Genomic DNA, 14,801 nt, shown 5'->3' with positions numbered 1-14,801 from the left:
GTGCTCTAAGTTATACAGAAGATGAACGCGTCTATATATAAAGCTAGATCTCACCGATGTAATTTGACTCCGTTAAATTAAAGAATGATGAACGTACACACCAAACATTGGGTCAAAGACGGGCATAAGAGCCATTTAGGCATGAGAAACATCAGTTAAGCACTGATAATAAGGAAGTAATAAGAAAGGGCATAGATATTAGTTAGGAGGTACGTAGTAAGCTTCGCGTTCATAGTGAGAGCGAATAAGTGCCAACAATTCTTGAGACGGTTTTATGATTGGCATATTTTGACGAAGAGAACCATCACGACGATAGCGCGAACTCGCGTAGCGGGGTTTTTGCTTATATGATTTCCCCACCAGTTTCAGATCAACATTATGCTTCGCAGCTGCTGTTCTTACAGATAATCGGTCAGCACCCAACATTGACATAAGCTTTGTAGATAAATACTTATGGCTTGCTTCAGCATGAAAAGAGGCTACGTGGCCATCTTCATAAATGCTCACCGTATGGCTTTCAATGTGGCCGCATTGAACTAATCGATTAACGTAAAAGTACCATGTTGATTCTGGTATGTAGACACCGTGACGCATGGCCACTTCTTTACGTAGTTCATCATGAGTTACATTCTTGCCACCTTGTCTTGTTGCAACGACAATATGACCGTTGTTGACATTACAGTTAACAACAAATGCAGAGAGCATATAGCCTAAAATCACTTTAGAACGTGCCTGAGTTTTTCCTCTGCACAATCCGTCCCCGCGATCTAAAAAATCGTCGCGGTGAGGCAATAGTTTAGATTGGGTTAATAACGTTTGCACAAATTCTGGTAGTCGCTTAGCTTTAAATCCAGCATAAGATGCTACTTTTGCTTTAAAGCCAACAGCTACACCTTTTTTCTTGACGATGTTAGCAAGGCTCTTAATTTCGGCATTGATCTTGTCACGCTCAGCTTTTCTAGCAACTTTTAACCGGATAGCTTCTTCATCGACAGAGTAAGCATTGCCATCTGGCACGGGCAGTTCTATCGCATAAGGTATATCTGCATAGCTAGATACAGGAGGATGCTCTTGATAATCATCACTGCTGAATGATGAATAGAGAAGATCTGATTGACTAGAGTTTTGCATCAGACACAATCCCACAGCTATCGCTCGGCATAGATCGTAAGATCTGGCGGCATAGAGGGTATATGTATCTGAGGTGCTGGTGCTGCAAAAGGCAGCCATTGAATAAATTAAGCATTTTTATGATTCTCGATGTTTAAGGGCTGTTTGGGTGATTAGTCCAAACATTGCGGATAACTCTAAACGAAACGATCGCAAAGATCAACGATCTTAATTCACTGAATTTTAGGCACAAAAAAGCCGACCCATCGAGTAGCCGGCTTCGTTGTCGAATGCTTAAGACCAAAGAATCACCAATGATCACATTCTAGATTTTGAAAAATACACTACATAGAAGACTATGTAGTAGCGTGCTATGTAATGCACTTTTTGCTTCAAAATCCTGATGTCATTATTGATTACAGACAAATAAAAATCAAGGTAATTTACCTTAACAATACTGAATCAGCTCTTAACCCCTACGGAGTACCAGAAAACTTTCCCTAATATCTGGATATTACTATTCTTAACTTTATAGATTTCGTCTTTATAGTTAACATTATAATTTTTAAGAACTATCTCATCAGGTAACAATTGAATTATTTTTACTCTATGTAAATCATTCTGTTTCAATAAATACATTTTTCCATCTTTTATTGATGTATCACCTGCATCTACACCAACTATTGAACCATCATAAATAACAGGCTCCATTGAATCACCACAAACATTGAATGTAAAAATTTTCTCTAGATTCTTTATATTTTTTATGTAGATAGACGGTATAGGTGTTAACTCCGGCGTATCTCCATGATGAGTAAAATCATTAACATTATACCCTCTATATTTGTTGTAGTTTGGAGCCCAATAAACGCTGGCATTTTCATCGTTCTTTGTCGCGAACAATTCTCCGGTAAGCAACCACTCAGCATCAACTTGCAGTGCAGAAGCGACTTTTTTAAGAAGTTCATGATTTATTGCATTTTTATCACTCTCCCAGCGTGACACAGCAACTTTACTAACACCCACAGATCTTCCAAGCTCTTCTTGGGTTAGACCAATAAGCTTACGTTTAACTTTTATTCTATGACCGATGTTTTTCATTAATCAATTCTAAGTATATTCCCAACCCTTTCGCAGACATTTTGATTCACATTCAATTAACAATGATTTACTGATGATTAATTTTGCTTTACTTTGTGTTTTCGTCGATTTATCATCCAATCCATGATCATCCATACAGTGATTTATTAATAACTCAATGACCAAGCCTACTCATGTCAATGTTGAACTCGATGCCAAAGCAAACGAAATATTGGCCTCTTCAGCAAAACGTAATCGCCGGTCGAAACGCAAAGAGGCTCAAGCTCGATTAATCGACCATCTCAACCGCTTTGATGAGTTGGGAATGGGAGCCAAGGATAAAGATAAATCTTAAAAAATTTTTACCATCACGATCCCAAAATGGGATCGCAATACTAAGGAAGTGTTATATGACCACCAAAACCCAACAACCTAACGCCCAACAAAATGAAGTAAACGAAGAAATTCTAAGACTCGCAAAACATATCCCCAGTGATAGCACCATATTCATAATGCGCTGCACCTTCCTCTTCATCATTTGTGTCGTCGCTACTTTGCTGTTGTCTTGGGATGTACATGCTGCTGATCCATTTGCACCGGCTAAATCTGAAATTGTTGATACCGTTGGCACAGGCTCAACTGCACAGTTCGCCATTCTCGTCGTGGGTTTATGTGCCGCTGCACTTACCGGCTTTTTAACCAAAAACTGGGGCGCAGCTATTGGGGCTTTTGTCGCTGGAATGATCTTCGTCAACGTGGCCTTAAAGGTTGTAGGTCTATAGGCCGTGGATAACCCCACTCAGTTTTTTAGCATCCCTAAACACCTCAATAACACCCCTACGTTATTAGGTTTTGCTATGGATGAACTTGTTCCTGCCTTAGTGTTTTTTGCCGTGTTATTCATGATGGATCACGCGCTCATTGGCATGGCGCTAGCCTCTTCATGGTTTTTAGGGATGCGCAGAATGAAATCACAATACGGCATGTGCGTGTTACGCCTCACTGCCTATTGGTATGCCCCTGCAGAATTTAGCGCATCATTTTTAAAACGAACACCTGCGGCCTGTCGCCGCTACTGGTTACGTTAAATGATGTGAATTAGGGGGCCTATCCCCCTAAGGATGCCCCATGTTACAAAAGAACAAGATCGACTTTATCCGCATTGCAAAATCCCTCAACACGCTTCTGTTAATCGGCTTTACCGTAGCCATGATCAGTAACACGGTCCTAGCAAGTATTGTATGGATGGCTTACTTCAATAAAAGCCGCACCGTTGTTCCACCGACCATCAGCGCAGCCTTTACCGTATCAGACACGTCTATAGATGAACCGTATTTACAGCAAATGGCCGAATACTTTGCCTTTCTAAAGCTCAATGTCACGCCCGCTTCGGTAGACCATCAGTACAAGCAGCTCGCAACGTATATCGATGAAGCTGATTGGCATCAAATGCAACCTTTACTCGTTGAAGATGCAGCCATGATTAAAAAACAAAACATCAGCAGTCACTTCACCATCAATGAAACCCAAATTGCCCTTGATGATCGTCTCGTCAAACTCACGGGCACGTTAAACAAATATGTGGGCAAACGCGCGCTGGAACCCGAAACCATCAGCTACATCATTGCCATGAATTATGACCATGGCCAACTGTCGCTCAAAGCCATTAAGAAAGTGCAAAAGGAAGTTAAATAATGAAGATTGCTAACCCACTTGTTTTCGCAGCCTGCGCGCTTTTTCCTATGAGCGTGTTAGCGGCAAATACGCCCCCAAAACACTATGGATTCAATGACAGCGAAACGGTTCCTATCGAGCTGTCGAGTGTTGATATCAACCGCTTAGTCGTGGAAGGTGACAAAATCACCTCGATTGATTGTCCAGAAGGATTTTGCGTTGTCACTGGCACGAAATCGGATAAATCCGGTGCAGCGCGCGTTAACCTCAATCTGGCCATGCCATTTACAGCCTATGTATCAACGGAAAAGGGCAGACATTTCGGCTTATTCATCAGCCCTAAAGCCATTCCTGCCGTGACCTCTATCTTCACTGCAGAACATTATCGCGAAGAACAACCCTCCGTTTTCGATAAGAAAACCCCTTATCCAACCATGATGACCGAGTTCACCGCGCAAATGATCCGCTACCTCGCCACGGGTAAACCGATTGACGGTTATCGTGTGCATGTCGTCAATGATGACCTTGAACGCACCACGGTAGACAGTGAGCCTAGAGGCACGGAAACATCTATCGATGACGCGATGTTTACTCGCTTAAATGAGCAAATGCCCAAACCTGCAGGACTGACGACAGAACCTGCTTTCGTGTTCACTGGTAAGCATTTCAACGGCATCATTTATCGCGTAACCAATCACGCAGCACTCCCAGTCACCCTCACCACGGCGCAGTTCTATTCCCCAACGACGCGAGCCGCTGCCTTATCAACCTATGAATTAGCACCACAGCAAACAGGCCACCTGTTTGTTGTATCGGGCGGGGAGAGCATGCAATGAAGCAACTCCTAGACTACTTCAAAAAAGATCCCGAAGCCGACTTTGAGCAAGGCAGTGCGTTAAATGAAGCCAATAAAAAACGCAATTGGGTGATTGCAGGGGTTGGGGCCACGGTACTCGGCGCCCTCTATTTAGCGGGCGACGCCTATATGTCTGCCCCAAAACGTGCCCCTGAAACCGCAGCGGGCAATCCTATCGATTTTGGTGCCGTGATTGATAAAGATTTCACCGAGAAAGACAATCAGTCTGCTCTCACCGCACAACAAATTGCCTTAGATAAGCAGCAGAAAGCGATTGATAAAATGCTGAAAAGCATGGAAGCCATTGAGCGCAGCAATGAAGCAAATCGCCTTGATTTAAAGCGTAATTTAGAGACGTTCCAACTGACCGTCTCTGAAAAAATTGATGATAAGATTAATGCCGCTACCGCAAATGCAATGCAGCATAGCAATGTCACCGATGAATTTTCGACAGAGGGCATCGATGCATCAGCCTATCCCGTTAGGCAATCAACACGATACTTGGGTGAACAAACGCTACCACCACGCCCGAGCGTGGGTGACGGACAAAGTGGGTATGCTGCACCCTATCAAGGCGGTGCTATCCCGCCACCTGCAACCCAAAATGGCATCGATTCCTTTGCACTAAATTGGGAATCACCAGAAGAAAACCTCCCCAAAAAACGCACCCCTGAGAACTACGTTCCTGCAGGTTCATTTGTGACAGCTGTCGTTACTGGCGGCGCAGATGCCAATGCGGGTGTGAATGGCCAAGGCGATACCGTACCAATGGTATTCCAAACCATTAACCAAGGTGTACTCCCTAACGGTAAGCCCTCAAAACTAAACAACTGCACAGTTTTAGGCGCAGCTTACGGCGAAATTTCATCGAGTCGCGGCATTGTGCGCACCACTCGCCTCAGCTGTATTTTTGAAGATGAAATCATCGACATTCCCGTCGAGGCGACCGTATTTAACTATGGCCGCAACGGTATTCGCGGTACTGCCATTATGAAGAACGGCAAAATCGTTCAGATGGCAGGGATTAGCGGCATTTTGACGGGCATTGGTGAGACAGGTAAGGCACTGAGCCAAACCACATCGAACTCAGCGCTAGGGTCAACCTCTAGCGTCAATGGCAGTGATGCACTGCTCAACTTAGCCGGCAGTGCCAGTTCAAGCGTGGGTAGCAAGCTCGCGGATTACTACATCAAATTAGCTGAGCAATACCACCCGATTATTGAGCTCAATCCGGGCAATACCGTCAACATCGTTTTCCTCAAAGGCTTCCCGCTCGATCCAGTTGGCATTCAAGAATACGAAGAAGCGCTAGCGCAGCAAGCCCAAAATCCTGTCAGTGCCACAGCGCAAATCCTCAACACTATCAGCAACCCACTGCTAGAACAGATGCCAGGGAATATTAAGCCGCAGGCCCAAGGCGCAAACACGCCTACACCACAGCAGCAATATAACCAACAAGGCCAGCGCCCCCCTGTTAACTCAGCCTTTGGCCGTGCGAATTAATTCATTTAAGGAGTGACATTTTGAACACAATCATGAGCAAAAATGCATTACGTAACACCGGTATTATCGCACTGGCTTCATGGCTATTAAGTGGCTGTGCGGCGGGGCTGGATAGTGACTATTCCTGCGATAAAGTCGGCGGCATCAATGGCTGTACTAACATGATGGAAGTGAGGCAACTCACTGACAGTGGTGTGTTTAATCAGCCACAAGCACAAAGCCCTGCGGTAATGGCCTTAAGCGGTCAAAGCACAACAACACTCCCCAAGCTTGCGAGCCAACAACAAGATTTTATCCCTTTGCCACGCCGCGACCGCCACGGTGTACCGCTGCGCACGGCGGAGTCAGTCCAAAAAGTAACCATCTTCCCCTACCTCAACGAGCAAGGTGATTACGTTGATACCAGCGATGTGTACATCGTGGTCGATAAGAGCCGTTGGACGGGTAGACCTGCCAAATACATCAAGCAGGATTAAGCCATGAAACAACGTATTAAAAACGATCTCGGCGCACTCTATGCCAGCAGCAAACAGCAGCACAACCATCTGCATCATGAATTGCCCTATCGCATTTATGATGATGCTGAACAAGTCTTTGAAAATGCTAATTCGCTTGGTTTTGGCTTTGCCATTTCGCTGTTTGGCGGGGCTAATGACGACTTAATCAAAACCATGAACGCCTTGGTGTGCACACTGCCAGAGGGCGACAAATGGCATTATCAATTCGTCATGGTGGGTAATAATCAAGTCGGTGAGCTCATCGAGCAAAATCAAGCGCTGCTTAGTGGCCGCAATGCCATTTGCGATAAATTTGCCTCAAATGAAGCTATCTATGCCAAACACAGTTCGACCAAAGGCTTTGGCACCAAGCTCAGCAGCGCATATCACTACGATCTAAAGAACACCAAAGGGTTTTTCTTTGTTTCAACCACCGAAGATATGCCCGCACTGCTGGATATGCGACTTGGCATTGAGTCAGAGCTGGCGCAAACAGGCATGCACATTCGCCGCTTAGGCGCTGACGATTTGATTGAGCATTGCCGCGAGCATTTAAATTTTTCGCATCAACAAGATCGCGTTTCGCCCGCTAAATATAACGAGTATCAACCTCTCAACACCCAAATTCTCAGCCCTGACAGTGAGTTCATCATTAATCGTGATTCGGTCAATATCCGTCACACACCGATGCAATCAGACAACAGTGTCGATACCACCTTAATCAATCTTGGGCTAAAGGGGCTGCCGAACGATTTTAGGCTGTATGCGTTTCCCAACTGCATTGCATCACTCAGTTACACCATGAACAGTGTTCAATGTCCTTATCGTGTCAGCGTGTCCTTTTATATTAATAAAACCGGCGAGCAAACCACCCGTAACGACAGCAAAATTGGCTCTCTGACCAAAACGGTCAACTCCCCTATGCGGTTGTTGATCCCCAGCGCCGCGGATGAACTGGCTGAACGCAAGGAGATACAAAAAGGACTCAGCTCACACGCCTTTAAAATCACCACCATGACATTGAATGTCACCCTGTATACGACAGAAGAGAAACACCGCCATGACACCTCAAAAGCGATTGCGACCTTCCGCACGGCAGGCATTGATTTAATCCGAAACAATAAACTGCAAGGCATGTGCACCCTGTCCACCCTCCCGTTTTCAATGAGCGAAGGCTTTATGAAAGACAGCCAAAAAGCGGGCCTGTGTTTCATGATGAAAACCTCAAACTTGGTGAATTTCTTACCGATTGTTGCAGACTACAAACGCTTATCAGCAGGGCTACTCTTGCCAACAATGCGCCATCAAATTAGCTATTTCGATCCGTTTAACTGCGGCAGTGATAACTACAACATGGCGATTACGGGCGGCTCAGGGGCAGGGAAGTCATTCTTCATGCAAGCCTTGGTGAAATCTATTTTTGCCAAAGGGGGCAAGGCATGGATTTTAGACAAAGGCCAAAGCTATAAAAAACTCACTCAAACATTAGGCGGCGTCTATCTCGACAGTTCGCAGATTTTCCTAAACCCGTTTACCCACTTAGGCAAAGTATTAAGCGTGCGGGATGCGGGTACTTTTGGCCCAATCCTCGATGATGAAGGTCAAGCCATTGATCCCATCACCGAAGTGTTGGGAAACATCACAGCGCTTATCGCCACCATGGCATCACCTGATGAAAAGCTCACCGGATTTCAGACGGCATTACTCGGCGATGCTATTTTGCTGGCATGGCAAAAATGCGGTAACGACACGCTGATTGACGATGTGCAAAAGGCACTCTATGACATTGCCGCACAAAAAAATGACGATACCCGTATCAGTGATATCGCCGCGCAATTAAACAAGTTCTGCTCTAACGGCATTCATGGCGCAATTTTCAATAAGCCCTCGATGCTCGATCCCAATATCGATATCACCACGCTTGAACTCGATGGATTTAAAGGCGAGCTACAACGTCCAGTGATTTTCGCGTTGATGGTGACGATTAGCCAACAAATGTACCTCTCTGGCCAACGTTCTATTCCGAAAATCTGTGTGATTGAAGAAGCGTGGTCACTCATGAGCGGCGCGAATGCGCAAAGTAAGGATTTCATCAACGAAGGTTATCGCACAGTGCGTAAGTTCGGCGGCAGCTTTGCCACAGTAACGCAAGGCATGAACGACTTCTTTGCCAACGCCGAGGCCGAAGCGGCACTGAACAGTTCAGATATTCATATCACCTTGCGCCAAGGTGATGGCTTTGGGGATTTCTTGAACAAGCATCCTGACCACTTCTCGCCCTTCGAGCAACACATGATCAAGTCATTCCCCCGCGCCAATGATGCGGGTCATTCCTGCGTCATGCTCAAAGCGGGCGGGCTAGTGTCCTTTCACCGGATTTTTGCCGATCCATGGTCGCGCGCCATGCTCTCAACTGAACCCAAAGAGTTTGAATATTGCGAAAACTTGATTAAAGGCGGCATGCCGTTACTCGATGCCATTGAACTGACAGCCCAACATTTCTATCCCGATGATATGGCCCGCTTTGATGCCATTTTGTCCGCCGCAGCAACCCACAAAGAGGCCGCATAAAATGGAAAAAACCATCATACAATCAATTTTATGGCTGGTGACGCTGGGCGTCATGATAACCCTCTGGGTGACGCGCGAACCCCGTGTTGTCGAGTATGACATTAACGAAACCGTGGCGAGCTTTCACCAATCTATCGGTCAAAGCGAGCTATCCGACGAACAACGCGAAAAAGAAATCACTCGATTTACCCAAACACTCGATGATGTGGTTCGTGAATACGCTCTGGATAATCATGTCGTGGTGTTAGTCAGCCCCGCCGTCGTCAGTGGCGCCGTGAATGTTACCCAAGAAATTCAGCAGTCACTACTGCACACCCTTCAAGCGCAAAACAAGGCGAACCGCGCCCAAGCGAGCGAGGTCACGGCTCAATGAATAAATTCGCGCTTCTGATGTTGGCGTTATGCCCACTATTACCGCTCAAGGCTGCGTCTATCGGCACCGTGGGCCAAGTGTTCCCCATAGCTGAAATTGACATGCTGCAGTGGATTGAAAACCGTCTGCAAACCTTAGAAAAAACGGGTGAGCTAGACAGTATGCGCGAGCAATTCCAAGAGAATGTCAAAGCCGGTGTTAAGCGCCCTCGTCCAGTGGGACTTATCACAACTAAAACACCAGAAGTGTTTTTAGTCGATCCCACTTTAACGCTGGCCAAAGATATCAATGATGCGAATGGCAACCTGATTTATCCCAAAGGGACGCGCGTAAACCCATTTGACACCAAGACATGGCCAGCATTGCAAAAGGCCAACGTCGGCAAGTTTGAGTTCAGTAAAACGCTGGTGTTTTTTGATGGGGATGATGTGCAGCAAGTGTTATGGGCCAAAGAGTTTGCAACAACCCATGACAAGCCACACACCATCAAATGGATTTTAACGGGCGGCGAACCCGAAACACTGCATGGCCAATTAGATGCGCGCGTTTACTTTGACCAGCAAGGAAACCTCAGCCGCGCATTAACACTTAAGCGCGTTCCGAGTGTCGTTAAGCAAGCGGGGGTGATGTGGCAAGTGCGCGAAATAGATGTGTCAAATTTCCCCGTATTCATGGAGGAAACAGACCATGCGACACATTAAACCTGCGCTGCTATTCGCATTCTTAATGGGAGTCATTCCCGCACAAGTCAACGCGCAAGCGGCCTGTACGGGCACGTTCGTTAACCCAATGACCGACATTTGTTGGTCGTGTATCTTCCCGATGACCATTGGCAGTGTGCCTATTATTCCTGGGAGCCTACCCGATACGCGCAACCCCGTATCACCCATTTCATTTTGTCCCAAACCGCCGCCTATTTTTATGCAAATTGGCTTGAATATCGGCTACTGGGAGCCTGATACCTTAGTGGACGTGACGCGCGTCCCTTACTGCATGGTCAACATGGGCATGAAACTCGACATGAGTAATTCCCCCCAAATTGGCGGTCGCGTCACAAGTCGCGATAACGATGCCAGTGATGGCGCGTTTTATCATGGGCACTGGTACAAATACCCTGTGATCTATTGGCTGCAAATTATGCAAAGCGCAGCCTGTATGGCCACGGACAATTTTGATATCGCTTACCTAACAGAGATAGATCCACTGTGGGATGACGATGAGTTGTCTTTTATTCTCAATCCCGAAGCCATTTTATTTGGCAATATCGTGTCACAACTCGCTTGTGCCACCGAAGCCGTGGCCACTTCGACCAACAGTGTGTTGCCCTTTGATTTTCTGTTTTGGTGTATGGGCTCACAAGGCAGTGCTTACCCCCTGACTGGCACCACCAATTACCGCGACACGCCAATTCAGGCGGGTACGTTGATTTTAGAGCGCCTGAACTACAAATTGCATCGCCAAGGCATCGTATGGGAATCCCACGGTGAAGATGGCGCGATTTGCTATCAAACGCCGATGCCCCTCATGCCCAAATCCCGCTATCGCTATCAAATGACCAACACCATACCCGATGCGCTATGGGCGCACCCTTACACCACGACAACGGTGATCTGGGAAAGTGGCCACGACAACCCTGTGTCGGGTGACAACTTTGGTTTTATCAACTTCAAAAAACGCAATTGCGTGTTTTTGTGACCAATAAGGAGAGGGATTTTCGATGAAAAAGTTTGAGACCAAATTACCAACAACCTATACCGAGTTATGCACAGAAAATGTGCATAACTCTCTATTTTCAAAATCATTCAAGGGATTAGCCTTACTGCTGAGCTTATACCTTGGATCAATTTCACAGGTGTTCGCCCAAACGGATTACAGTATTGACGAATTAAAAGCGCTGTCGATGCGAGAACGCCACACATTACCCCCATTGAACGTAGACCAAGCCGCGCTATTTGATAAAGCCCGTCAGTTCGAAGCGCAAAGCAAAGGCCAATTAAACAACGCACTATCACCATTGCTCGATGCCAAGCCCAACCCCAGTGCCGATGCCAATGGTGTGATGGTATTTGTGTCGTTGGGTATGCCTGCCACCAGTTTGCAGCAGTTACTCATGCAAAGCGCAGACTTACAGGTGCCACTCATTGTGCGCGGTGTACTGCCTCAAGGGTTTACCGCCACCGTTAAACAGATGAACCACCTTATCGATAACAAAGGTAAAACCATTCAGAGCGGGTTTGCCATCAATCCCCAGTGGTTTACGCAATTCGGCATTACCCAAGTACCCGCCTTTGTTGCTGTAAGACCCAACAAATGTCAGGCAAAACAGCCCTGCAGTACCGATGACTTTGACGTGATTTACGGCAACGTTTCGTTGTATGACGCGCTGAACTTACTTGCACAACACGGCAGCATTCCCGATGTAGCAGCGAAGACATTAGCAAAGGGGGCGAAATGACTCAGTTGAATAATGCCTTAATCCTCAGTGCCATCCTCACATTGAGCGCCGCCTTGCCTGTTGTGGCGGCAAACAGCGAAAAAGACTATCGCGACAATGTGCAGTGGGCCAAAGACAGTATCAAGCAGAATCAGAACAAAGCGGGTTACACCGGTTTTGACGTTAACAGCCTATGCAAAGATGCGACATGTCAGCAAGAAGTCGCCAACCCGAGCGAAAGCCGTTACTACAACAACCCAAGCGCCATGGACAGTGCCAAAATGCAAGGCATGAGCACGGATGGTCAAGCCCAAGCCGTGACGAGCGGTTTTAACAAGGGACGCCCGACGATCGATGAAAACGATCCGGCATACCATACCGCCGTCGGCTATCAAAATGATGCTTACAATATCAGTCACGGCATTTCATCTAAATATCATGACTGTGAAAAAGGGCTCGTTTGTGAAGTCGATTCTCAGCCACGTTCTTGCACGTTGCCCACCAATAATCCGGTGCAATGCTACCTGACGCCTTTCGTCAAAAGCACATCAGTTAAGGAAGTGGCGCATTCATACAGCTTAACTGGCACACCACCGTTTACTATTGACATTAAATTACCAAACCCTAATGTTAAGATCGTCCGTGTTCAATTTAAAGGTGAGTATCGTTCTATAGCCATTGATGCCGAATTATCAATTGCATTAAATGGTACGTTTATAGGACATGTTCTAACAAAGAGAGCCCCTGGTACATGTGTTGCTAATCAACCTTGTGCAATGAGTGTAAATAGTTCATTAACCACAGAAAATTATGATATTAAAGCATCCCCATTAGCGGTTCATGTAAGTGCAAATTGGGATTTTTACTTTAAAATTGAGTTACAGAATTTACCCATCACTATCATCACCACTGAAACGCATGTTGAAGTCGGTTACAACAACAGCTGTGGTGCTGTTCTTCCTGAGTGCCAACAAGTCCAATCTCAATGCGTAGAAGGTAAAGAAACGCGCATGATTAATGGGATAGCCGTGACATTGGATTGCTGGAAAGAACAAACCACCTATCAATGTGCCTTTCCCAATACCTGCGACGCCATCGCTGATTGCAGCATTCAATCGACCAGTTGTGACACCCAACTTGGCGGCGTTTGCATTAAAGATAAACAACAACGCCTATGTGATAAACAGCAATGCCGTGATACGGGCCTTATCTGCGGTGCAGACAGCTTTGCGCTCAGTGGTGACTATTACGATCCTGCGGCCACTCGCAGCACTGACTTTAACCATGCTGCGGCAGGACTGGCCGCCGTCAGTGACGCAGCCGGTGATGTGAAAGACAAAGCCAACATCAACGAAAACAGCGCCATCATTTTCAAAGGCAACATCATGGAATGCAGCGATAAAGCGCTGGGGATCAGCAATTGTTGTCAGGACAGCGGTTGGGGTAACGGCATCGGCTTAACGTCCTGCAGTGAAGAAGAAAAAGCGCTGGGTACCGCCAAAGAAGACAAACTCACCGTATCACTTGGCCAATATTGTGCTGAGAAAGTGCTTGGCGTGTGTATCCGCAAGAAAAAAGCCTATTGCGCGTTTGATAGCAAACTCGCGCGCATCGTGCAGGTTGAGGGCCGCGCGCAATTGGGCAAAAACTTCGGCAGCGCTAAGCATCCTGATTGCAGCGCCTTTTCACCTAACGAACTGCAACGCATTGATATGTCTTCAATGGACTTTTCTGATTTTTATGAAGACATGTACGACGCCATCGAACTGCCCAACACGGATGAAATTCAAAAACGCTTACAACAGTCGGTTGGAGGAACCAAACCATGAGGACGTTGTTAAATGACCGCTTACAACATGCCGCAGCATCTCCTTTTTTTCGGTGGTCAAGCCACGCGCCGTTGGCGTGGTTGTCCACAAAAAAAGGGGATTCGGTGGTCAACAAGCGCAGTGCGTTAGTGCTCCTTATGCTGACAACATTTTGCCACGGCGCAAACGCCACGGATGCACAAGGATGGCGCTGGTATAACGAACCCACTGCCCCCAAGAAGCAAGCACCTAAAAAGGCCGAAACGCCAAGCGTCACCCTCACGCGCACCCAAACACTAACGCCCACCGAGCAGATGGATTGGTTTCACAGCTACTACCAAGACACGCTCAATGACGCCGCGATAAACAGCCAAGACAGCACGAAAGTGGAAAAGGCCATGCTGCTTAATCAGTACGTCAGCAATAAATCGTCCGAATTCGGCATGACATTTAAAAAAGTATTACTCGACAACCCTGAGCTGTCTTACACCAAAGATAGACCGACGGAACAAGCGGCAAGAAGTACGTATTTATCATTAGAGCGCAACAAGAAAATGCGCGCAGTACGCACCCTTGCCGATGCGGGATGGGGCCTGTTCTTTGTCTACAAGGGCAGTGAAGAAATTGATATTGCACTGGCGCCCAGCGTGCAGCAGTTCGCTACTGAGCATGGCATTGAGCTACTGGGCGTCACGCTCGATGGTGTGGCATTGCCGGCTATCGTGCAAAACCGCCAAAACGACCAGCACATAAACGTCCCGTTTAGCCCTGCATTGGTATTAGTTAATCCTGGCACAGGGGAAATGAAACCCTTGGCCTATGGCTTTATCTCTCAAGACGATTTACTTGGCCGCTTCCTGAACGTGGCCACCGATTTCGCCCCTGACTTTTAAAC

General features: G+C 46.7%; 16 protein-coding genes. 14 read left to right on the top strand and 2 right to left on the bottom strand.

The features are described from left to right. Positions 1-198 precede the first annotated feature (198 nt). The gene (locus tag ACHA99_RS00295; protein WP_393940251.1) at positions 199-1,131 is read right to left on the bottom strand and encodes a hypothetical protein; all 933 of its coding nucleotides are present in this window, start codon (positions 1,129-1,131) and stop codon (positions 199-201) included. A 441-nt stretch (positions 1,132-1,572) separates the two neighbouring features. Further along, the gene (locus ACHA99_RS00290) at positions 1,573-2,211 is read right to left on the bottom strand and encodes an XRE family transcriptional regulator (RefSeq protein ID WP_393940249.1); all 639 of its coding nucleotides are present in this window, start codon (positions 2,209-2,211) and stop codon (positions 1,573-1,575) included. Between the two features lie 157 nt (positions 2,212-2,368). Here ACHA99_RS00290 and ACHA99_RS00285 point away from each other — a divergent pair, with 157 nt between their 5' ends. Genes ACHA99_RS00285 through traF form a run of 14 tightly spaced genes read left to right on the top strand, consistent with a single transcriptional unit; the run spans position 2,369 to position 14,799 of the window. Further along, a complete protein-coding gene (locus ACHA99_RS00285) occupies positions 2,369-2,545 on the top strand; it encodes a TraY domain-containing protein (RefSeq protein WP_393940246.1) in 177 nt (58 codons plus the stop codon). Between the two features lie 55 nt (positions 2,546-2,600). Further along, positions 2,601-2,972, top strand: coding sequence for a hypothetical protein (locus ACHA99_RS00280; RefSeq protein ID WP_393940243.1), 372 nt, complete (start codon positions 2,601-2,603; stop codon positions 2,970-2,972). Positions 2,973-2,975: 3 nt separating this feature from the next. Next, positions 2,976-3,278, top strand: coding sequence for a type IV conjugative transfer system protein TraL (gene traL / locus ACHA99_RS00275; protein WP_012197972.1), 303 nt, complete (start codon positions 2,976-2,978; stop codon positions 3,276-3,278). 40 nt (positions 3,279-3,318) lie between these two features. After that, positions 3,319-3,885, top strand: coding sequence for a type IV conjugative transfer system protein TraE (gene traE, locus ACHA99_RS00270; RefSeq protein ID WP_173242390.1), 567 nt, complete (start codon positions 3,319-3,321; stop codon positions 3,883-3,885). Further along, positions 3,885-4,700 carry a type-F conjugative transfer system secretin TraK gene (traK, locus tag ACHA99_RS00265; RefSeq protein WP_012592947.1) on the top strand — a complete coding sequence of 272 codons (816 nt, stop codon included), beginning with the start codon at positions 3,885-3,887 and terminating at the stop codon, positions 4,698-4,700. The genes traE and traK overlap by 1 nt, the downstream gene beginning before the upstream one ends. Beyond that, the gene (locus ACHA99_RS00260) at positions 4,697-6,223 is read left to right on the top strand and encodes a TrbI/VirB10 family protein (RefSeq protein WP_393940238.1); all 1,527 of its coding nucleotides are present in this window, start codon (positions 4,697-4,699) and stop codon (positions 6,221-6,223) included. The genes traK and ACHA99_RS00260 overlap by 4 nt, the downstream gene beginning before the upstream one ends. A gap of 20 nt (positions 6,224-6,243) precedes the next feature. Next, a complete protein-coding gene (traV, locus tag ACHA99_RS00255) occupies positions 6,244-6,699 on the top strand; it encodes a type IV conjugative transfer system lipoprotein TraV (RefSeq protein ID WP_393940235.1) in 456 nt (151 codons plus the stop codon). Positions 6,700-6,702: 3 nt separating this feature from the next. Then, on the top strand, positions 6,703-9,291 hold the full coding sequence (gene traC, locus ACHA99_RS00250; protein WP_393940232.1) for a type IV secretion system protein TraC: 2,589 nt from the start codon (positions 6,703-6,705) through the stop codon (positions 9,289-9,291). A 1-nt stretch (position 9,292) separates the two neighbouring features. Further along, the gene (locus tag ACHA99_RS00245; protein WP_259508037.1) at positions 9,293-9,664 is read left to right on the top strand and encodes a TrbI F-type domain-containing protein; all 372 of its coding nucleotides are present in this window, start codon (positions 9,293-9,295) and stop codon (positions 9,662-9,664) included. Next, complete coding sequence (gene traW / locus ACHA99_RS00240; protein WP_393940229.1) at positions 9,661-10,365, top strand: type-F conjugative transfer system protein TraW; 705 nt, start codon at positions 9,661-9,663, stop codon at positions 10,363-10,365. The genes ACHA99_RS00245 and traW overlap by 4 nt, the downstream gene beginning before the upstream one ends. After that, a complete protein-coding gene (gene traU, locus ACHA99_RS00235) occupies positions 10,352-11,359 on the top strand; it encodes a conjugal transfer pilus assembly protein TraU (RefSeq protein WP_393940226.1) in 1,008 nt (335 codons plus the stop codon). Before traW ends, traU begins: the two co-directional genes overlap by 14 nt. A gap of 22 nt (positions 11,360-11,381) precedes the next feature. Beyond that, complete coding sequence (trbC, locus tag ACHA99_RS00230; protein ID WP_393940223.1) at positions 11,382-12,119, top strand: type-F conjugative transfer system pilin assembly protein TrbC; 738 nt, start codon at positions 11,382-11,384, stop codon at positions 12,117-12,119. Further along, a complete protein-coding gene (traN, locus tag ACHA99_RS00225) occupies positions 12,116-13,927 on the top strand; it encodes a type-F conjugative transfer system mating-pair stabilization protein TraN (protein ID WP_393940220.1) in 1,812 nt (603 codons plus the stop codon). The genes trbC and traN overlap by 4 nt, the downstream gene beginning before the upstream one ends. After that, complete coding sequence (traF, locus tag ACHA99_RS00220) at positions 13,924-14,799, top strand: type-F conjugative transfer system pilin assembly protein TraF (protein WP_393940217.1); 876 nt, start codon at positions 13,924-13,926, stop codon at positions 14,797-14,799. The genes traN and traF overlap by 4 nt, the downstream gene beginning before the upstream one ends. Positions 14,800-14,801: the final 2 nt, after the last annotated feature.

It is taken from the genome of Shewanella sp. S23-S33 (genome assembly GCF_043359565.1).
GTDB classification, from domain to species: Bacteria; Pseudomonadota; Gammaproteobacteria; order Enterobacterales; family Shewanellaceae; genus Shewanella; species Shewanella oncorhynchi.
This window is presented reverse-complemented; position numbering and strand designations above follow the sequence as displayed.